At 64.5% G+C, this 18,245-nt stretch carries 20 protein-coding genes; 9 read left to right on the top strand and 11 right to left on the bottom strand.

What is annotated here, in order from left to right:
• Nucleotides 1-107 precede the first annotated feature (107 nt).
• Nucleotides 108-1,607, top strand: coding sequence for a CoA-acylating methylmalonate-semialdehyde dehydrogenase (locus tag AC1ROT_RS08115; protein ID WP_492998298.1), 1,500 nt, complete (start codon nucleotides 108-110; stop codon nucleotides 1,605-1,607).
• A 70-nt stretch (nucleotides 1,608-1,677) separates the two neighbouring features.
• A complete protein-coding gene (zapE, locus tag AC1ROT_RS08110) occupies nucleotides 1,678-2,808 on the top strand; it encodes a cell division protein ZapE (RefSeq protein ID WP_492998296.1) in 1,131 nt (376 codons plus the stop codon).
• Nucleotides 2,809-2,817: 9 nt separating this feature from the next.
• On the opposite strand, the gene AC1ROT_RS08105 is transcribed toward zapE, so the two are convergent.
• From AC1ROT_RS08105 to AC1ROT_RS08075, 7 genes are all read right to left on the bottom strand, one after another.
• Nucleotides 2,818-4,167 carry a pentapeptide repeat-containing protein gene (locus AC1ROT_RS08105; protein WP_492998295.1) on the bottom strand — a complete coding sequence of 450 codons (1,350 nt, stop codon included), beginning with the start codon at nucleotides 4,165-4,167 and terminating at the stop codon, nucleotides 2,818-2,820.
• Nucleotides 4,168-4,283: 116 nt separating this feature from the next.
• Nucleotides 4,284-5,075: a succinate dehydrogenase iron-sulfur subunit gene (locus AC1ROT_RS08100; protein ID WP_492972726.1), complete on the bottom strand. Its 792-nt coding sequence runs from the start codon at nucleotides 5,073-5,075 to the stop codon at nucleotides 4,284-4,286.
• 33 nt (nucleotides 5,076-5,108) lie between these two features.
• On the bottom strand, nucleotides 5,109-6,896 hold the full coding sequence (gene sdhA, locus AC1ROT_RS08095) for a succinate dehydrogenase flavoprotein subunit (protein ID WP_492998294.1): 1,788 nt from the start codon (nucleotides 6,894-6,896) through the stop codon (nucleotides 5,109-5,111).
• A 3-nt stretch (nucleotides 6,897-6,899) separates the two neighbouring features.
• Nucleotides 6,900-7,295 (bottom strand): succinate dehydrogenase, hydrophobic membrane anchor protein, encoded by a 396-nt coding sequence (gene sdhD / locus AC1ROT_RS08090; protein ID WP_492972728.1) that lies wholly within the window; start codon nucleotides 7,293-7,295, stop codon nucleotides 6,900-6,902.
• 10 nt (nucleotides 7,296-7,305) lie between these two features.
• Nucleotides 7,306-7,692, bottom strand: coding sequence for a succinate dehydrogenase, cytochrome b556 subunit (gene sdhC, locus AC1ROT_RS08085; protein ID WP_492972729.1), 387 nt, complete (start codon nucleotides 7,690-7,692; stop codon nucleotides 7,306-7,308).
• A gap of 275 nt (nucleotides 7,693-7,967) precedes the next feature.
• On the bottom strand, nucleotides 7,968-9,038 hold the full coding sequence (locus AC1ROT_RS08080) for a MaoC family dehydratase (protein ID WP_492998292.1): 1,071 nt from the start codon (nucleotides 9,036-9,038) through the stop codon (nucleotides 7,968-7,970).
• 65 nt (nucleotides 9,039-9,103) lie between these two features.
• Nucleotides 9,104-9,982, bottom strand: coding sequence for an HpcH/HpaI aldolase/citrate lyase family protein (locus AC1ROT_RS08075; protein ID WP_492998291.1), 879 nt, complete (start codon nucleotides 9,980-9,982; stop codon nucleotides 9,104-9,106).
• A 140-nt stretch (nucleotides 9,983-10,122) separates the two neighbouring features.
• Here AC1ROT_RS08075 and pdxY point away from each other — a divergent pair, with 140 nt between their 5' ends.
• Nucleotides 10,123-10,977 (top strand): pyridoxal kinase, encoded by an 855-nt coding sequence (pdxY, locus tag AC1ROT_RS08070; RefSeq protein WP_492972732.1) that lies wholly within the window; start codon nucleotides 10,123-10,125, stop codon nucleotides 10,975-10,977.
• Between the two features lie 3 nt (nucleotides 10,978-10,980).
• On the opposite strand, the gene AC1ROT_RS08065 is transcribed toward pdxY, so the two are convergent.
• The 3 genes from AC1ROT_RS08065 to AC1ROT_RS08055 form a co-directional block, all read right to left on the bottom strand.
• Entirely contained in the window at nucleotides 10,981-11,487 is a 507-nt protein-coding gene (locus AC1ROT_RS08065; protein WP_492998289.1) for a PAS domain-containing protein, read from the bottom strand.
• The gene (locus AC1ROT_RS08060) at nucleotides 11,484-11,993 is read right to left on the bottom strand and encodes a PAS domain-containing protein (RefSeq protein ID WP_492998287.1); all 510 of its coding nucleotides are present in this window, start codon (nucleotides 11,991-11,993) and stop codon (nucleotides 11,484-11,486) included. The genes AC1ROT_RS08065 and AC1ROT_RS08060 overlap by 4 nt, the downstream gene beginning before the upstream one ends.
• Nucleotides 11,994-12,250: 257 nt before the next feature.
• Nucleotides 12,251-13,276 (bottom strand): aspartate-semialdehyde dehydrogenase, encoded by a 1,026-nt coding sequence (locus AC1ROT_RS08055; RefSeq protein WP_492972735.1) that lies wholly within the window; start codon nucleotides 13,274-13,276, stop codon nucleotides 12,251-12,253.
• A 205-nt stretch (nucleotides 13,277-13,481) separates the two neighbouring features.
• Here AC1ROT_RS08055 and AC1ROT_RS08050 point away from each other — a divergent pair, with 205 nt between their 5' ends.
• From AC1ROT_RS08050 to AC1ROT_RS08030, 5 genes are read left to right on the top strand one after another with little or no spacing between them, the layout of a single operon-like run.
• Nucleotides 13,482-13,946, top strand: a complete 465-nt coding sequence (locus AC1ROT_RS08050; RefSeq protein ID WP_492998285.1) for a nuclear transport factor 2 family protein — start codon at nucleotides 13,482-13,484, stop codon at nucleotides 13,944-13,946.
• Entirely contained in the window at nucleotides 13,946-14,506 is a 561-nt protein-coding gene (locus AC1ROT_RS08045) for a TetR/AcrR family transcriptional regulator (protein ID WP_492998284.1), read from the top strand. The genes AC1ROT_RS08050 and AC1ROT_RS08045 overlap by 1 nt, the downstream gene beginning before the upstream one ends.
• Nucleotides 14,507-14,561: 55 nt before the next feature.
• Entirely contained in the window at nucleotides 14,562-15,482 is a 921-nt protein-coding gene (locus AC1ROT_RS08040; protein ID WP_492998282.1) for a glutathione S-transferase family protein, read from the top strand.
• 5 nt (nucleotides 15,483-15,487) lie between these two features.
• Complete coding sequence (locus AC1ROT_RS08035; protein ID WP_492972739.1) at nucleotides 15,488-16,099, top strand: 2-hydroxychromene-2-carboxylate isomerase; 612 nt, start codon at nucleotides 15,488-15,490, stop codon at nucleotides 16,097-16,099.
• A 7-nt stretch (nucleotides 16,100-16,106) separates the two neighbouring features.
• The gene (locus AC1ROT_RS08030) at nucleotides 16,107-16,688 is read left to right on the top strand and encodes a hypothetical protein (protein ID WP_492998280.1); all 582 of its coding nucleotides are present in this window, start codon (nucleotides 16,107-16,109) and stop codon (nucleotides 16,686-16,688) included.
• On the opposite strand, the gene AC1ROT_RS08025 is transcribed toward AC1ROT_RS08030, so the two are convergent.
• A complete protein-coding gene (locus tag AC1ROT_RS08025; RefSeq protein WP_492998277.1) occupies nucleotides 16,685-17,320 on the bottom strand; it encodes a LysE family translocator in 636 nt (211 codons plus the stop codon). The genes AC1ROT_RS08030 and AC1ROT_RS08025 overlap by 4 nt on opposite strands.
• Nucleotides 17,321-17,383: 63 nt before the next feature.
• Between AC1ROT_RS08025 and AC1ROT_RS08020 the strand changes: the two genes are divergently transcribed.
• Complete coding sequence (locus AC1ROT_RS08020; protein WP_492998275.1) at nucleotides 17,384-18,241, top strand: dienelactone hydrolase family protein; 858 nt, start codon at nucleotides 17,384-17,386, stop codon at nucleotides 18,239-18,241.
• Nucleotides 18,242-18,245: the final 4 nt, after the last annotated feature.

Here is an 18,245-nt window from a genome sequence, read left to right as displayed (position 1 = left end):
GGTGAACGGGATTCATTAAGCCCGGTCCGGCTCTTGTCATCGCCGGTCCGGGCTTTAGAGTCGCCGGGTCTTACTGGGCCCGGAAGGCCCGTTCCTGGGAGTGAAACATGGCGAACGAGCTGCATCATTTCATCGGCGGCAAGAAGGTGGCGGGCCAGTCCGGCCGCTTCCTCGATGTCTACAACCCGACCACCGGCGAAGTGGCGTCGAAGGCGCCGCTGGCCACCAGGGCCGAGGTGGAAGGCGCGATTGCCGACAGCCAGAAGGCGTTCGCCGAATGGAGCATGACCTCGCCGCTGACGCGCGCCCGCGTCATGTTCAAGTTCAAGGAACTCTGCGAGAAGAACGCCGACGAGATCGCGAAGCTGATCGCCAACGAGCATGGCAAGGTGATCTCGGACGCCAAGGGCTCGCTGCAGCGCGGCCTGGAAGTCGTTGAATTCGCCTGCGGCATCCCGCATCTGCTGAAGGGCGAATATTCCGACAACGTGGCGCGCGGCATTGACGTCTATTCGATGCGCCAGCCGCTCGGCGTCGTCGCCGGCATCACGCCGTTCAACTTCCCGGCCATGGTGCCGATGTGGATGTTCGGCGTCGCCATTGCCGCCGGCAACACCTTCATCCTCAAACCCAGCGAAAAGGACCCGTCCTGCCCGCTGAAGCTGGCCGAACTGATGCTGGAAGCCGGCGCGCCTCCGGGCGTGCTGAACTGCGTGATCGGCGACAAGGAATCGGTCGACACGCTGCTCACCGATCCGCGCATTCAAGCCGTCAGCTTCGTCGGTTCGACGCCGATCGCCCAGTATGTCTACGCCACGGCGGCGGCGCATGGTAAGCGCGTGCAGGCCATGGGTGGCGCCAAGAACCACATGATCGTCATGCCCGATGCCGACATGGACCAGGCCGTGGATGCGCTGATCGGCGCCGCCTACGGCTCGGCCGGCGAACGCTGCATGGCGGTTTCGGTCGCGGTGCCGGTGGGCAAGGGCACCGCCGACCGCCTGGTCGAGGCGCTGGCGCCGCGCGTGCGCGCGCTGAAGATCGGCCCCAGCACCGACAAGGATTCCGAAATGGGCCCGCTGGTGACGGCGGAGCATCTGGCCAAGGTGAAGGGCTATGTCGATACCGGCGTCAAGGAAGGCGCCAAGCTGGTGGTGGATGGCCGTGGCCTGAAGCTGCAGGGTTACGAGAAGGGCCACTTCATGGGTGGTTGCCTGTTCGACAATGTCACGCCCGACATGCGCATCTACAAGGAAGAGATCTTCGGCCCGGTGCTGGGCGTCGTGCGCGCCGAGACCTTCGAGGAAGCCGCGAAACTGCCGACCGAGCATGAATTCGGCAATGGCGTGGCGATCTTCACCCGCGACGGCGATGCCGCCCGCGACTTCGCCGCCAAGGTCCAGGTCGGCATGGTCGGCATCAACGTGCCGATCCCGGTGCCGCTGGCCTTCCACACGTTTGGCGGCTGGAAGAAGTCGGCGTTTGGCGACACCAACCAGCATGGCCCGGAAGGCGTGAAGTTCTACACCAAGATCAAGACGGTGACGGCACGCTGGCCGACCGGCATCCGCTCGGGCGCCGAGTTCAACATCCCGACGATGAAGTAAACCGGGCTCTGCCCCGAACCGGTACGGGCGGCAGGTGACTCTGCCGCCCGTTCTGTTTTAAACAGGTCTCATGTCGATCCTCGAAACCTATCGCGCCAAACTGCAGTCCGGCGAACTGGCGGAAGACCCGGCCCAGGCGCTGGCGGCCGAAAAACTGGAGCTGCTGGGCCGTCGGCTGGTCCAGTATCAGCCGGGCGGCGAGGATACCTGGCTGCAGAAGCTGTCCTTCGGGCGCAAGCGTGAGCCGGCGCCGCAGGGCCTCTACATCTACGGCGATGTCGGCCGCGGTAAATCCATGCTGATGGATCTGTTCTTCGCCCAGGCGCCGGTGGAGAAAAAGCGCCGCGTGCATTTCCATGCCTTCATGCAGGAGGTGCATGCGGAAATCTTCAGGTATCGCAAGCTGCCCGAGGATGACGCCGAGAAGAAGGCCGGCGGCGACGATCCGATCCGCCCGCTGGCCAGGAAGATCGCCAGGGCCACCTGGCTGCTCTGCTTCGACGAACTGCAGGTCAGCGATGTGGCCGATGCCATGATCCTCGGCCGGCTGTTCGAGAAGCTGTTCGACCGCGGCGTGGTGGTGGTGGCCACCTCGAACCGCCACCCCGACGATCTCTACAAGAATGGCATCAACCGCGGCCTGTTCCTGCCTTTCATCGCTGTGTTCAAGGAGAAGCTGGACGTGCTGCATCTGGCCGCCAGCCGCGACTACCGGCTGCAGCGCCTGCAGAAATCGCCGGTCTGGTTCAGCCCGATGAGCGCCAAATCCACCATCGCGCTGGATCGCATCTGGAACCTGCAGACCGACGATGCCGAAGGCGAGGCGAGCGAGATCGAGTTGCTCGGGCGCAAACTGAAGATCTCCTGCCAGGCGCGCGGCGTCGCGCGCTTCACCTTTGGCGATCTGTGCGAACAGCCGCTCGGCCCGGCGGATTTCCTCGCCATCGCCAAAAGCTTTCACACGGTGATGATCGACAACATCCCGACGCTCAGTCCGGCGCGGCGCAACGAGGCAAAACGCTTCGTCACCCTGGTCGATGCGCTTTATGAGGCGAAGACCAAGCTGGCGGCGACGGCCGATGCGCCGCCGGAAACGCTCTATCCCGAAGGCGAGGGGGCGTTTGAATTCCAGCGCTGCGTGTCGCGACTGAACGAGATGCAGAGCGAAGACTACCGCGCCCTGCCGCACATAGCGGAATAAACGGGCGGCCTAGTTCGGCAGCAGCAGATCGCGCGCGCGGTCGAGCCGCGCATTGTTCAGCGTGGTGCCGGTCAGGTTGGCGCCGGCAAAGCGGCTGTCAGTGAGATCGGCACCCGAGAGATCGGCGCCCGAGAGGTTGGCATCGCGCAGATCGGCTGCGACCAGGCTGGCGCCGCTCAGATTGCAGGCGATCAGCAGGGCCTTCTTCAGCTTGGCAGCACCCAGATTGGTGCGGGCGGCGCGCGCATTCGGCGCCTCGTCCTTGATGGCAGCGAGGTTGGCGCCCGAGAGATCGGCGCCGTCCAGCGTCGCGCGCGCCAGACTGGCACCACGCATGTTGGCCCGGGTCAGGATGGCATTGCGCATGTCGGCGAAGTTCAGCCGCGCCAGGGCCAGATTGGCATTGGTCAGGGTCGCGCCCTTGAAGCAGGCGCGTTCCAGCAGGGCGCCCATCAGGTTGATGCCCTGCAGGTCGCGGCCGGAAAAATCGAAATCGCTCAAGTCGGCGCGCAGACCCTGGCGGCCTTCCGAATGCACCCAGAGTTCATGATGGCGCAGCACCTCGCTCAGATCCTCGATGCTGTGGCGCGAAGCGGCGGCAAAGATGGCGCTGGCCAGTTCCGGCAGGCTGCGGGTGGCGGCATCGATGAGGGCGCCGCGCAGATCGGCGCCGGCAAAATTGGCGCCGCCGATCTGGGCGCCGGAGAGGCTGGCGCCGGAGAGGTTGGCGCCGGAGAAATCAGACTGCTGCAGATCGGCGCCTTCCAGGCGGGCCGACATCAACTGGGCCTTGCGCAGGTCAGCCCCGCGCAGATTGCTGTCATCGAGGTTCGCGTCGGCAAAGTCGGCATGCAGGGCGAAGGCCTTGGGCAGCTGGGCGCCGGACATATCGGCACGCTGCACCGAGGCACCGGACAGATCGATGGCGCGTTTGGCCGGGCCGTTGTCGCTCATGCGGCCTTCGGAGTCATAGGTGGGGGCCAGGGCCTCGGCGCCGTTCGATTCTGCCATGTTGGCATCGTTCAGGCCGGCGGCGCGCAGGCAGGCGCCGCGCAGATCGGCCCAGCGCATGTCGGCGCCGTCCAGCGTGGCATTGCGGAAGTCCGAACCGCCGCATTTCGACATGGAGAGCTTGGCGCCATCCAGTCGCGCACGATGCAGGCGCGCGCCGGTCAGATCGGCCAGAGTCAGGTTGGCCCCGGACAGGTCGGCATCGGAAAGATCGGAAAACGCCAGCATGGCCGGCTGCGCACCGGGCTTGCCGGCAAGATGGGCCTCATGCTCACGCAATACATCACGCAGCTTGTCTGCGCTGACTTTTGTCAGATGCGCGGGAGCCCCGCGGGTGAAATCGCCCATAACGCTATGCGGCCTTACCTGGAACCCATGAACAGATGATTCGACCGCAAATTTAGCGCGAATCGGCTATGCCAATCCAGCCGTCTCCCCCTCGACTTTGGCCGCAATTTAGCAGATCAGCCGCGCCGTTCCACCATCAGCTTCTTAATTTCACCGATCGCCTGCGCCGGATTTAGCCCCTTTGGGCAAGTCTGGGCGCAGTTCATGATGGTGTGGCAGCGATAGAGCCGGAAGGGGTCTTCCAGGTTGTCGAGTCGCTCGCCGGTCATCTCGTCACGACTGTCGGCGATCCAGCGATAGGCCTGCAGCAGCACGGCCGGGCCGAGATAACGGTCGGAATTCCACCAATAACTGGGGCAGGAGGTGGAGCAGCAGGCGCAGAGGATGCACTCATAGAGGCCATCGAGCTTCTTGCGCTCCTCGGCCGACTGCTTGCGCTCGCGGGTCGGCGCCGGACTCTGGGTCTTCATCCACGGCTCGATCGAAGCATACTGGGCGTAGAAGTTGCTCAGATCGGGCACTAGGTCCTTCACCACCGGCATATGCGGCAGCGGATAGATCTTAACGTCGCCGTCGATATCCTCGCAGGCCTTGGTGCAGGCCAGCGTATTGCCGCCATCGATATTCATGGCGCAGGAGCCGCAGACGCCCTCGCGGCAGGAGCGGCGGAAGGTGAGCGAGGGATCGACCTCGTTCTTGATCTTGATCAGGGCGTCCAGAACCATCGGGCCGCAGTCGTTCATGTCGACTTCGAAGGTGTCGACCTGCGGGGTCTTGCCGTCATCCTGGTTCCAGCGGTAGACGCGGAATTTTTTGATGCGGCGATCCTCGCCGGCCTTGGCCGGCGGCAGGGCAAAGGTCTTGCCCTCGGTGATCTTGGAATTCTTCGGCAGCGCGAACTCGGCCATGGGGAAGGTGTCCTTGTTTCTTCTGCGTAGCGCTCAGTACACGCGCTTCTTAGGCTCGATATAGGCGATCTCGTTCGACAGCGTGTAGGTATGCACCGGACGGTAGTCGATGGTGACATTGCCCTTGTCGCCGAACCACGACAGGGTGTGTTTCATCCATTCCTTGTCGTCGCGATCGGAGTAATCCTCACGCGCATGGGCGCCGCGGCTTTCCTTGCGGTTCTCGGCCGAGTGCATGGTGACCACGGCCTGGCCGATCAGGTTGTCCAGCTCCAGCGTTTCCACCAGGTCGGAATTCCAGACCAGCGAGCGGTCCTGCACCGACACGTCGGGCATCAGCTTGTTGACCTCGTCGATCAGGCCGACGCCTTCCTTCAGCACGTCGCCGGTGCGGTACACCGCGCAGTTGTTCTGCATGGTGCGCTGCATCTTGTCGCGGATCTGCGCGGTCGAATGGCCGCCCTTGGCATTGCGGAACTTGTCCAGGCGGGCCAGTGCATCGTCGCCGGCGCCCTTGATGTCGCGATGCTTGGCGCCCTTCTCTACCGTCTGCGCCGCACGGATGGCGGCGGCGCGTCCGAAGACGACCAGATCGATCAGCGAGTTCGAGCCCAGGCGGTTGGCGCCATGCACCGATACGCAGGCGGCTTCGCCCACAGCCATCAGGCCGGGCACGACGCTGTCGGGGTTGCCGTCCTTCAGGGTCAGCACTTCGCCATGATAGTTCGTCGGGATGCCGCCCATGTTGTAATGCACGGTCGGCAACACCGGGATCGGCTGCTTGGTCAGGTTGACGCCGGCGAAGATCTTGGCGCTTTCCGAGATGCCGGGCAGGCGCTCGTGCAGGATCTTCGGATCGAGATGATCCAGATGCAGGAAGATGTGGTCCTTGTTCTTGCCGACGCCACGGCCTTCGCGGATTTCCATGGTCATGGCGCGGCTGACGACGTCGCGCGAGGCCAGGTCCTTAGCCGAGGGCGCGTAACGTTCCATGAAGCGTTCGCCTTCGGAATTGACGACATAGCCGCCTTCGCCGCGCGCGCCTTCGGTGATCAGGCAGCCCGACCCGTAGATGCCGGTGGGATGGAACTGCACGAATTCCATGTCCTGCAGCGGCAGACCGGCGCGCAGCACCATGCCGCCGCCGTCACCGGTGCAGGTATGGGCCGAGGTGCAGGAGAAATAGGCGCGGCCATAGCCTCCGGTCGCCAGCACCACCATCTGGGCGCGGAAGCGGTGCATGCTGCCATCGGCCAGGTTCCAGGCCATCACGCCGCGGCAGGCGCCCTCCTCGTCCATGATCAGATCGAGGGCGAAGTATTCGATGAAGAACTCGGTGTCGAATTTCAGCGACTGCTGATACAGCGTGTGCAGGATCGCATGGCCGGTGCGGTCGGCGGCGGCGCAGGTGCGCTGGGCCGGGCTCTCGCCGAAATTCTTGGTCATGCCGCCGAAGGCGCGCTGGTAGATCTTGCCTTCTTCCGTGCGGCTGAAGGGCACGCCGAAATGCTCCAGCTCGATCACCGCCGGCACGGCCTCGCGGCACATGTATTCGATGGCGTCCTGGTCGCCGAGCCAGTCGGAGCCCTTGACGGTGTCATACATATGCCAGCGCCAGTTATCCTCGCCCATATTGCCAAGGGCGGCCGAGATGCCGCCCTGTGCCGCCACCGTGTGGCTGCGGGTGGGGAAGACCTTCGAGATGCAGGCGGTCTTCAGACCGGCCGCCGCCATGCCCATGGTGGCGCGCAGACCTGCGCCGCCGGCACCGACAACAACGACATCGTAGAAGTGGTCATGGACCTGATAGCTGGCAGGCATGGGTCAGACTCCGAGGAACAGCTTGAGCACCGACAGGGCGGCAATGCCGCCGACGATGAAGGCAGCGAAGGTGATGGCGAGCAGGCTGGCCATCTTCAGGCCTTCGCTATGCACGTAGTCTTCGATCACCACCTGCAGGCCGAGCTTCATATGCCAGAAGACGGCCAGGATGCTCAGCAGGGCGACGACGGCGAGCAGCGGATGCTTGAAGGCCGCAGTGACGGCGGCATGGTCGCCGGTGGCCAGCTTCAGCAGCGTCACCAGCATGATCAGCAGCAGCGGGATCATGGCGATGGCAGTGATGCGCTGCAGCCACCAGTGCTGCACGCCTTCCTTGGCGGCGCCCAGGCCGCGCACGCTCTTCAGATGGGTGCGCATGGTCGGAATGGACTTGCTCATGATGCGCTCCTCACTTCCAGGCGTAGGCCAGGATCCAGGCCAGCACGGTCAACACGACCGAACCGCCGATCACCGCCCAGCCCGATTTGTTGGCGACCGGAAGGCTGTAGCCATGGCCGGCGTCCCAGAAGAGATGCCGGATGCCGTTCAGCAGGTGGTAGAACAGCGCCCAGGTGAATCCGAGCAGGATCAGGCGGCCGAGCCACGAGCCGAGGCAGGCCTGCACCATCGCGTAGTATTCCGGACCGGCCGCGGCCGCCACCAGCCACCAGGCCAGCAGCAGCGTGCCGGCCGCCAGGCCGCAGCCGGTGGCGCGATGCAGGATCGACGTCGCCATGGTGACGGGCCAGCGATAAATCTGCAGGTGGGGAGAGAGCGGTCGTTCGACGTTCGCCATTTTTGCGCCTTCGCCCAAGGGCATGACCCGCAGGCATCTTGGATGGGGCGGTGCGCCGGCGACAGCAGGGGAATGCAGCCGATTCGACGCCCGAAAAGCAGGCCGGATACTAGACCGGGGCCCTGCTGAGTCAATGATCGTGCGAATCTGTTTTTAACCGTCTAAACCCCCGGCTTGCAAGGGATTTTCGGTTTCAGCCCGCGCCGAAGGCCGCTCTTGCGAACGGCTCTTATCTATGAGAAACGAACGATCGTTCTAATCGGCCGACCAAGCCTTTACCGCCGCCGTTTTTCCCGCTTCGGCATCAGCACCCAGTAATCCAGCTCCAGCACCACGCAGTCGGGATATTTCCCGGTCGCGTCGCGGTCGGGGAAGGCGGTGCCCGGCTGGTCTTTCAGGGCCAGGGTGCGCAGACGCAGGGCGCCGGCATCGCTGCGGCCATCCAGCTCGGCTTTGTCGATCACCTGCGACCAGGCGTAGATGGTGTTGCCGGCAACGGTGGGGTTCACATGGCGGCCGCCATTGATCGCCAGCACGAAGGCAGCGTTGGCCAGGCCGTTGAAGCTGAGCGCACGGGCCATGCTGATGACGTGACCGCCATAGATCAGGCGGCGGCCGAGCTTGTCCTGACCCTGGCGATGCTGGTCGAAATGCACCTTCGCGGTGTTCTGGTACAGCCGCGTCGCCAGCATATGCTCGGCTTCCTCGATGGTCATGCCATCGACATGGTCGATCTTCTCGCCGGGCTCGTAGTCTTCCCAGCCATGGCGGCTGCCGGCCAGCGTCCAGTCGTAATGGGCCAGATCCAGCCCGGGCGGCAGCCGCAGCTGCGCCGGTGCGACATGATCCAGCAGCGGCGGCACGCGCTCATCGGCGACGACGGCGTTTTCGTCGCGCTTTTTCACCATCACCCAGCGCACGTAATCCAGCACCAGCTCGTCGCCATCCTTGTAGCCCTGGCTGCGCACATAGACGATGCCGGTTTTCTTGTTCGAATTTTCCTTCAGGCCGATGACGCGCGAGACCGTGTAGATGGTCTCGCCGGCATAGACCGGGCTGAGCCAGCGGCATTCGGCGTAGCCCAGGTTGGCGACGGCATTCAGCGAGATATCCGGCACGGTTTTGCCGAAGACCACATGGAAGGCTAGCAGATCGTCGACCGGCGCGCCGCGTAGGCCCAGCCGGCGGGCAAAGGTATCGGCCGACTGCGCTGGAAAGCGCGTGCCGTAGAGCGCGGTATAGAGCGCCACATCGCCGGCGGTGATGGTGCGTGGCGTGGCGTGGCGGATTTCCTGGTCGAGCCGGAAGTCTTCAAAGAAATTGCCGGGATTGGTCTTGTCGCTCATGCCTTCATCTTCCTGTATCCGCCTGTGCGGGCCATCTTCATGACCCGCCGATGACGAAGGAATGGTTAAGCCGCCTGCAGTTTCGCGATGGCGTCGGCCAGGGCCGCCAGCTTCTTCGCCTGCTCTACATGCAGGTTCTCGATCAGCTTGCCATCCACCAGCACCACGGCTTTGCCGTCTTTCGATGCGGCCTCGAAGGCGGCAATGATCTTGTGGGCATAGGCCACCTGCGCTTCGCTGGGCGCAAACACGCGGTTGGCGGTGTCGATGGTCTTGGGGTGGATCAGCGTTTTGCCGTCGAAGCCGAAGTCCAGGCCCTGGCGGCAGGCGGCTTCGAAGCCGGCCTCATCATCAAGGTCGAGATGCACGCCATCGAGGATCGCCAGCCCATAGGCGCGGGCGGCGAGGATGCAGATGCCAAGCGCGGTCAGGACAGGAAGCCGCAGCGGCGTGTGCTGGGCGTTCAGGTCCTTGACCAGATCGGAGGTGCCCATGACGAGAGCGGACAGACGTTTGGACGATCCGGCGATGGTCTCGGCATGCAGGATGCCTTTCGGCGTTTCCATCATGCACCAGATCGCGGTCTTGTCCGGCGCGCCATGCTGGTTGAGCAGCTGCTCGGCCTGCTGCACCTGGGCGGCGCTTTCCACCTTGGGCAGCAGGATGGCATCAGGACCGGCTTTCGCCGCGGCGATCACATCTTCGATGCCCCAGGGCGTGTCGAGCCCGTTGGTGCGGATAATCAGTTCGCGCCCGCCATAGCCGCCGGCGATCACTGCCGTGCAGACCTGCTCGCGGGCCAGGGCCTTCTGTTCGGGCGCCACGGCGTCCTCAAGATCGAGGATCAGTGCATCGGCCGCCAGGGTCCTGGCCTTATCCAGCGCCCGGGCATTGGAACCCGGCATGTAGAGCACGCTGCGGCGGGGGCGGGCGGTGGCGGTCATGCGGCTGTCTCTCGGTTGTCGTCGTTTCTGTCTATGCTGCATTGCACAAGGCCCCGCCACTATAATCGGGGTCCGGGTCGTGGCAAGTTTCCTTCGCGACAGGAATCGTCCGTGTAATTACGACCTTGGGACCCCCGGCCATGCGCGTGCTCAGCATCCAGAGTCAGGTCATCTATGGCCATGTCGGCAACAATGCCGGCGTGTTTCCGCTGCAGCGTTCAGGCATCGAGGTCTGGCCGGTGCCCACCGGCCTGCTGGCCTTCAACCCGTCCTACGGTCCGCCGGCGCACCGGCCCACGGCGCCCGAGGAAATGGATGCCTGGATCGCCGCGCTGCAGACCCGGCCGGAATGGAACCGGATCGATGCCGTGCTGCTCGGCTGGCTCGGCAATCCGCGCACGGCCGAGGCCGCCGGTCGCGCCGCGCTGGCAGTGAAGGCGGCCAACCCGAACGCGATCTTTCTTTGCGACCCGGTCATGGGCGATACCGACAGCGGACTCTATGTCGATCCCACCCTGCCGGCCTTCATCCGCGACAAACTGTTTCCCTCGGCCGACATCATCACACCGAACGGTTTCGAGCTGGACTATCTCACCGGCGGGCCGATCGCGTCCCTGCCCGCGGCGCTTTCTGCCTGCGATGCGCTGCGGACCAAGGGTCCGTCGACCGTGATTGCCACCACCCTGCACCGGCAGGATGGCGGCGCGGGCCGGCTGGAAGCCTTGCTGGTGAATGCCGAGGGTGCCTGGCTGGCCTCCGTGCCCGATCTTGGCGAGGGCCTGCCCAAAGGCGCGGGCGATCTCTTTGCGTCGCTGTTCCTGGCCCGCACGCTCAAAGGCAAGCCGGCGAAGAAGGCCTTGCTGTTTGCCATGGCCGCCACTTTCACGCTGCTGCGCGATGCCCTGGAAAACCGGGCGCCGGAAATGCGTCTGGAACTGATGCAGGAGGCCTTGGTCTCGCCGCAGGTCCTGCCCGACATCCAGCGCGTGCGCTGATCCTTACGGGATGTCGCGCACCAGGGCGCCGTAACCGTCGTAAAAGATGGTGAAGCCCAGCAGCATGTCGACGCGATACCCGTTCGCCGCCAGCGGCAGGATCAGGCGTTCGACCTCGGCGGCATCGGCATTCATGCGAAAACGCGGCACGCCGCGCCGGTGACTGATCTCGCCATTGCTGGCGGCAGCGACGAAACTGCGCGAGCGCGTGGTCACGGCTTCAAAGCCGGGTTCCATCTCATGCAGCCAGTTGCCGGTCTTCGGGCCGCCGAAGCCGATATCGACATGGCTGCCGACCAGGCGGAAGCGGAAGCGCGGGATGCTCATCTCCGGTTCCGGCGGATGCACCTCCAATAGCCAGGCATAGGGCAGCAGCGCCGGCATGCCGAGCGGATCGATATGCTGGCGGCCGGGCAGCTGGCTAGGGCCCGGTATGGCGCTGCGCCAATAGGCCAGGCCCTGCTGCATCGCCGGATGCGCGTCGGGCGGCAGAGTGAAATCCGCGTTCATTCGCCGGGATCCATCAGCGTGTGGCCGGCCGAGAGGAACAGCGAGATGCAGAACAGCATGTCGACCCTGCGCCCATCGGCAGCCAGCGGCAGGAACAGCCGCTCGATGGTCAGATGATCCAGGCCGAGCGGAAACTGTGGCTGGCCGCGGCGATAGCGCAGCTGCCCGTCGTGCACCGGTCCGGCAAAGGCCTCGAAACGCCCCGAGGCGACGAAATCGGGATCGACCTCGTCCAGCCAACGCCCCACCACGGTTTCGCCGGCTTCGGTGACGCGGCGGATCGCGGTGCCCAGCAGGCGATAACGGAAGCGCAGCGGCCCGCCGCCATCGGTATTGCCTTGGACGTCGATCATCCAGATATGCGACAGCAGCTTCGGGATTGCGGTCGGTTCCACATGCTGGCGGCCGGGCAGCAGGTCGGGTGCGGGCCGCACCGAGGCCCAATAATCATGGGCCTGGCGGATCATCGGATGGGCATCGGCCGGCAGTGCAGGGGATGCTGTCATGGCGCCGCGAACCTGCGGTCATCCGGATGCGTTCCGTCAGGTGTGGTCTGCAGCATCGTGAGCGTGGAGCGGGGAAGGAAGCGGATAGCCATTTGCAATGGCATTACATCGAAGCCTTCGCGGTTGCGCAATGCATCAATGGTATGGTTATTCCTGCAGCCGCTCAGCAGGCAGACGATCGCCGGTAACCGCAAAGAAACGGGCCGCTGTTGCCAGCGGCCCGTGAAGGCAAAGACTCTTCTGCTTCTACGAAAAGGTTACGCGGCCTGCTTCTTCAGGTGGCGGGCCGCCAGCACTTCGGCAATCTGCACGGCATTCAGCGCCGCGCCCTTGCGCAGGTTGTCCGAAACCACCCACATGACCAGGCCGTTGTCGACGGTGAAGTCCTCGCGGATGCGTGACACGAAGGTGTTGTAGTCGCCGGCGCATTCCAGCGGCGTGATGTAGCCGCCGTCTTCACGGCGATCCAGAACCTGCACGCCCGGCGCGGTGGAGAGGATTTCGCTGGCCTCTTCGGCGCTGATCGGCTGCTCGAACTCGATGTTGATCGCTTCCGAATGGCCGATGAACACCGGCACGCGCACGCAGGTGGCGGTCAGCTTGATCTTCGGGTCGAGAATCTTCTTGGTCTCGGCCGTCATCTTCCATTCCTCCTTGGTGTAACCGTCGTCCATGAAGACGTCGATATGGGGAATGACGTTGAAGGCGATCTGCTTGGTGAACTTCTCGCGCACGACGGGATCGTTGACCAGGATCTGCTTGGTCTGGCGCTCCAGTTCGTTGACGCCCTCGTTGCCGGCACCCGAGACGGACTGATATGTGGCGACGACGACGCGCTTGATGGTGGCGCGGTCATGCAGCGGCTTCAGGGCCACGACGAGCTGCGCGGTCGAGCAGTTCGGATTGGCGATGATGCCCTTCTTGGTATAGCCGGCAATGGCGTCGGCATTCACTTCCGGCACGATCAGCGGCACGTCGGGATCCATGCGCCACTGGCTGGAATTGTCGATCACGATGGCGCCCTGGGCGGCCACGCGCGGCGCCCATTCCTTCGAGGTGGCGCCGCCGGCCGAGAACATCGCGATGTCGGTGCCGCGGAAGTCGAAGTCTTCCAGCGCCTTCACCTTGATATGCTTGTCGCCGAACATGACGTCGCGGCCGACCGAGCGGCGCGAGGCAAGAGCAACCACTTCCGAGACCGGAAACTTGCGTTCGTGGAGAATGTTGAGCATTTCGCGGCCCACCACACCGGTGGCGCCGACAACGGCGACCTTATAGGTCATATCTGGCCTTCTTTCGCTGCGTCCGGCAGGTCGACACCCGGCGGACAAGGGAACACGAGACGAATGTTGGTGCCCGGCAGGCCGCGCCCGGCAGGCGAGGCGGAAAATAGGCCCGCAAACCCTCGCAATCAAGCGGGAAATTGTCGCGGTTGACACCGGATCGACAGATTTGTACCTTTTGGTACAAACTTAGGAGCCCGTCCTCATGACCCGTCCTCCGCTGCCGCCGTTTACCGCCGAAACCGCCGCCCAGAAGGCCCGCATGGCGGAAGACGCCTGGAACGGCCGAGATCCAGCGAAAGTGGCGTTGGCCTATACCGAGCAGAGTGTGTGGCGGAACCGCGCCGAGTTCATCCAGGGCCGCCCGGCCATCGCGGCGCTGCTGACCCGCAAATGGCAGAAGGAACTCGACTACCGCCTGATCAAGGAAGTCTGGGCCTTCACCGGCAACCGCATCGCCGCGCGCTTCGCTTATGAATGGCATGACGACAGCGGCAACTGGTATCGCAGCCATGGCAACGAACAGTGGCAGTTCGACGAGAACGGCCTGATGGAACGCCGCGAGGCCAGCATCAACGATGTGCGCATCGCGGAAGCCGACCGCAAGTTCCACTGGCCGCTTGGACGCCGTCCCGACGACCATCCGGGGCTGAGCGATCTGGGGCTGTAATGCCCGCCGCCCTGATCACCCGCGCCGACGCCATCGCCCGCATCGCCGAGGTTTTCCGCGAACAGGGTTTCGAGGGCGCGAGTTTAAGCGCCATCACCGAAGCCTCGGGGCTCGGCAAGGGCAGCCTGTACAACCACTTTCCCGGCGGCAAGGACCAGATGGCGACCGAGGTGCTGGCCCATGTCGATGCCTGGTTCGAGGCCGAGGTCTATGCACCGCTGCGTAACAGCACCGCTGCGCGCACCGCCATTGCTGCGATGTTCGCCGCCACCGATGCGTATTTCCGCAGCGGCCGGCGCATCTGCCTGGTCGGCGCCTTCGCGCTGGATGCGACACGCGACCGTTTTGCGGTTGCCGTGCAGGACTATTTCACCCGCTGGATCGATGCGCTGCAGGCGGCGCTGCAGCGCGGCGGCGCGGGGAATGCCCGGGCGCTGGCCGAAACCACGGTGGCGGGCATCCAGGGCGCCCTGGTGCTCAGCAGGGCGCTGGACGATCCGGCGATGTTCAGCCGCCAGCTCGAACAATTGCAGGGGCAGGTCATGTCAGCCCTTGCCTGACGTTGGGGCAGCGACCTTAATCTTCCCTCAAAGCATAAAACCGGAGGGAACGAGAATGGCCGACATGATCCTGCACCACTATGGCACCTCGCCCTTCTCGGAAAAGGTGCGCGTCGCCTTCGGCATCAAGCAGGCGCCGTGGCAGTCGGTGAAGATTCCGCCGATGATGCCCAAGCCAGATCTCACGGCGCTGACTGGTGCCTATCGCAAGACGCCGGTGATGCAGGTCGGCGCCGATATCTACTGCGACACCCAGATCATTCTGCGCGAGATCGAGCGCCGGCATCCGTCGCCGACCTTCTATCCCGGCTCAGCCAAGGGCCTGGCCGAGGGCGTCGCCTACTGGGCCGACCACCAGCTCTTCTCGGCCTCGGTCGCCATCGCCTTCGGCCTGATGGGCGAGCAGATGCCGGATGCTTTTCTGGAAGACCGCGCCAAGTTTTCCGGCCGCACCATCGACCGCACGAAGATGAAAATGCAGGCCGCCGTGATGAACGGTCCGCTGCGCGCGCATCTGGGCTGGATCGAGGATGCCCTGCATGACGGCCGCAAATTCCTGTTCGGCGACGCGCCCAGCCTCGCCGATCTCGCGGTCTATCACTGCGTCTGGTTCGTGCGCGACCGGGCGAAAGCCACCGATCTCGCCGATTACACGGCGCTGAATGTCTGGGCCGACCGCATGAAGGGCTTCGGTCATGGCAGTCCGGCCGACATGGATTCCAAGGCCGCCATCGAGATCGCGAAAAATGCCGAGCCGGCGACGCTGAAAGGCGGCGTCTGCGCCAACACGCTCGGCCTTGCCGAGGGCGCCATGGTCAGCGTGACGCCCGACGATACCGGCCGCGATGCCACCATCGGGGCGCTGGTGGGGCTGGATGCCCAGAGCGTGACGATCCGCCGCGAAACGCCGGAGACCGGCATCGTGCATGTGCATTTCCCGCGCGCCGGCTTCATCCTGGTGCCGCATAAGGGGTGAACGTCATGGGCAAGACCATCGAAGTCTTCTACGATGTCTCCTCGCCCTGGACCTATCTCTGCTTCGTCAATGTGCAGGGACTGGCCAAAGAACAGGGCGCGGAGATCGTCTGGCGGCCGTTCCTGGTCGGCGGCGTATTCAACACGGTGAACCCCACCATGTATCGCATGCGCGAGAACCCGGTGCCGGCGCGCGATGCCTGGGTGAAGCAGGACCTGCAGGCCTGGGCGAAACTGGCGGGCATCAAGATCACCTTTCCGCCGGCGGTGTTTCCGGTGAATTCCGTGAAGGCGCTGCGCGGCCTGCTCTGGGCCAAGACGCAGGGCGAAGGCAAGGAGGCAGCACTGGCGACGGCCTTCTTCGAACTCTACTGGAGTGAAAACCGCGACATCAGCCAGGACGATGTGGTGGCGGAAGCGGCCAGGCGCGCCGGCCTCGATCCGGCCCGGCTGGCGCAAGCGATCACCGAACCCGGCGTGAAGGAGCAGCTCAAAGCCAATACCGACGAGCTGATCGCGCGCGGTGGCTTCGGCTCGCCGACGCTGTTTGTGAACGGCCAGATGTTCTTCGGCAACGACCGCCTGCCGCTGGTGCGCGAGGCGCTGAGACGACTATAGTTGGTCCATGAAACGACTTTTTCATTGCCTTTCTGCCGGCTTGGGGCTGATCGGACTATGCGCATCTCTGCTTGCTGGAGCACAGACGCGAGGGCCTAAGGGGTATCACGATAATCCCCTACGTGCAGACGGCATTGGGGCTTTTATCATCGGCATGACGCTTGACGACATGAGGCGCGTCTCCGGTCTCACGTTCGAGATTACACGTTTCGATCCGAACGATACCGATCCCCCGCCACCATTTGAAAACGACGGCTGCTACTACGCAACTCCGTTGGGGGTGGCTGATGAGATCGCTTTCATGATGGCTTATGGTCGCATGGTGCGTGTGGATACCTATGAGCCGCCAGTCAAGACAGCAAAGGGCTTTGGTGTAGGTGATCGGGATGGCGATATTCTGACAGCCTACAAATCAGACGGAATTCTGTCCGAACCGCATTTCTATGTCGGTAAGGATGGTCGCTACCTGATTGTTCCATCGTCACCGGACGGTATGACGGGTATTCTCTTTGAAGTTGTCGACGGTGTGGTGGTGGGAGTTCGTGCTGGCTTGTCCGAATACATCCAGTATGTCGAAGGCTGTCTTTAGGAACGCCTGAGCAGCCCCGCGCCCGCATGAGTCAGCGCCTGCAGGCCAAAGCCCAGGAAGATCACGCCGCTGATCCGCGTCACCCAGAGTTCGTGGCGGCGATAGAGCCGTCGCACCGGCGCCGCGCCGATCACCCAGACCAGGATCGCGTCGCCGATGATGAAGCCGGCGCAGGCGGCCAGCAGCAGCGGCGGCAGGCTGGCCCAGGTCAGCTCGCCGGCATGGGCGGCGAGCAAAGCTGTGAACATGGCAATCGCCACGGCATAGCTTTTCGGGTTGGTGATGCCAAAGGCCAGGCCGCGCCGCAGCGGCTGCGCCACGTCGGTGTTGAGCGCGCCATCAATGCTGCGCTTCACGGTAACGGCGCGCCAGCCCAGCAGCAGCAGATAGGCGCCGCAGATCAGGCCGAGGATATCGAACACCAGGGTGCCGAGGCTGGCCGAGCCGATGATCGCCACCAGCGCCAGCGCGCCCCAGACAATGTCGCCGGCGAAATGCCCGGCGAGGAATTTCAGGCCGGCGACCCGTCCCTGTCCGGCGCCGATGCCCAGCAGGGCGAGGAAAGCCGGGCCGGGCGTCAGCGTATAGGCGGCGCCGGCAAGGGCGGCAGCAAGATAGAGCGAGAGCGGCATGGCGGCCTCTTTGATCCGGAGCGGCGTTGCGTCTAGCCTAGCGGGGGTGGCGGAGAGAGCAAGATGCGACAGTGGATACTGGGATTTCTTGTCGGAGGGCTGATGGTGGCGGCCATGCCGGCATTTGCCCAGGACACCGTGCGGTTCCGGGCGCTGCATGAGCCCGTCGATCTGGTCGGCTATCTGTTCCTGCCGAAAGACGCTACGGCCGCACCGGTGCCGGCCGTGATCCTGATGCATGGCCGCACCGGCGCCTATTCCTCGCTGGCGAAAGGCGTCTACACGGCGACAACCCTGTCGCAGCGCCATCGCCAATGGGCCGAGCGCTGGGCCGGGCAGGGCTATGCGGCGCTGATCGTCGACGGCTTCGGCCCGCGCGGCTATCCGGCCGGTTTCGAGCGCGGCACCTATGACAGCCGCCCGGCCGAGATCGACGAGACCGTGGTACGACCGCAGGATGCCTATGCGGCGCTGGCCTATCTGCGCCGCCGCGGCGATATCGCCGGGAACCGCGTTGGCCTGATGGGCTGGTCGAATGGGGGCAGCGCCGTGCTGGCGGCGCTGACACCCGATGCGCCGGGCCTGACGCCGAGCGGTGGCGCGGCACAGGGCTTCCGCGCCGGACTGGCGTTTTATCCCGGCTGTGCGCTGAAGGACAAATACAAGGGCGGACTGCTGCCCTATGCGCCGGTGCGGATTTTCGCCGCCGAACTGGATGAGGAAGTGTCGCCGAACATCTGCATCACGCTCGCCACGCGCAGCCGCGCCAAAGGGGCAGACCTTGCGCTGCAGGTCTATCCCGGCGCCATGCATGGCTTCGACGATCCCGGCCGCGAGCGCCAGGCCGTGCCGGCCAACCGTGCTGCCACCGAGGATGCGACGCGCCAGGCGCTGGCCTTCTTCGCCGACCGCCTGAAATAGCTGC

It is taken from the genome of Ferrovibrio sp. GW821-FHT12E11, from assembly GCF_058806975.1.
Note: the sequence above shows the minus strand (reverse complement) of the source record. Positions and strands in the feature narration are given on the sequence as shown.

Coding starts and splice junctions, on each gene's coding strand:
- AC1ROT_RS08055 (WP_492972735.1), bottom strand. CDS start 13,276: ATGACCTATAAGGTCGCCGTTGTCGGCGCCACCGGTGTGGTGGGCCGC.
- AC1ROT_RS08035 (WP_492972739.1), top strand. CDS start 15,488: ATGGGCAAGACCATCGAAGTCTTCTACGATGTCTCCTCGCCCTGGACC.
- AC1ROT_RS08115 (WP_492998298.1), top strand. CDS start 108: ATGGCGAACGAGCTGCATCATTTCATCGGCGGCAAGAAGGTGGCGGGC.
- AC1ROT_RS08105 (WP_492998295.1), bottom strand. CDS start 4,167: ATGGGCGATTTCACCCGCGGGGCTCCCGCGCATCTGACAAAAGTCAGC.
- AC1ROT_RS08045 (WP_492998284.1), top strand. CDS start 13,946: ATGCCCGCCGCCCTGATCACCCGCGCCGACGCCATCGCCCGCATCGCC.
- AC1ROT_RS08050 (WP_492998285.1), top strand. CDS start 13,482: ATGACCCGTCCTCCGCTGCCGCCGTTTACCGCCGAAACCGCCGCCCAG.
- AC1ROT_RS08025 (WP_492998277.1), bottom strand. CDS start 17,320: ATGCCGCTCTCGCTCTATCTTGCTGCCGCCCTTGCCGGCGCCGCCTAT.
- zapE (WP_492998296.1), top strand. CDS start 1,678: ATGTCGATCCTCGAAACCTATCGCGCCAAACTGCAGTCCGGCGAACTG.
- AC1ROT_RS08100 (WP_492972726.1), bottom strand. CDS start 5,075: ATGGCCGAGTTCGCGCTGCCGAAGAATTCCAAGATCACCGAGGGCAAG.
- AC1ROT_RS08020 (WP_492998275.1), top strand. CDS start 17,384: ATGCGACAGTGGATACTGGGATTTCTTGTCGGAGGGCTGATGGTGGCG.
- AC1ROT_RS08080 (WP_492998292.1), bottom strand. CDS start 9,038: ATGAGCGACAAGACCAATCCCGGCAATTTCTTTGAAGACTTCCGGCTC.
- pdxY (WP_492972732.1), top strand. CDS start 10,123: ATGCGCGTGCTCAGCATCCAGAGTCAGGTCATCTATGGCCATGTCGGC.
- sdhC (WP_492972729.1), bottom strand. CDS start 7,692: ATGGCGAACGTCGAACGACCGCTCTCTCCCCACCTGCAGATTTATCGC.
- AC1ROT_RS08040 (WP_492998282.1), top strand. CDS start 14,562: ATGGCCGACATGATCCTGCACCACTATGGCACCTCGCCCTTCTCGGAA.
- AC1ROT_RS08075 (WP_492998291.1), bottom strand. CDS start 9,982: ATGACCGCCACCGCCCGCCCCCGCCGCAGCGTGCTCTACATGCCGGGT.
- AC1ROT_RS08065 (WP_492998289.1), bottom strand. CDS start 11,487: ATGAACGCGGATTTCACTCTGCCGCCCGACGCGCATCCGGCGATGCAG.
- sdhA (WP_492998294.1), bottom strand. CDS start 6,896: ATGCCTGCCAGCTATCAGGTCCATGACCACTTCTACGATGTCGTTGTT.
- AC1ROT_RS08030 (WP_492998280.1), top strand. CDS start 16,107: ATGAAACGACTTTTTCATTGCCTTTCTGCCGGCTTGGGGCTGATCGGA.
- sdhD (WP_492972728.1), bottom strand. CDS start 7,295: ATGAGCAAGTCCATTCCGACCATGCGCACCCATCTGAAGAGCGTGCGC.
- AC1ROT_RS08060 (WP_492998287.1), bottom strand. CDS start 11,993: ATGACAGCATCCCCTGCACTGCCGGCCGATGCCCATCCGATGATCCGC.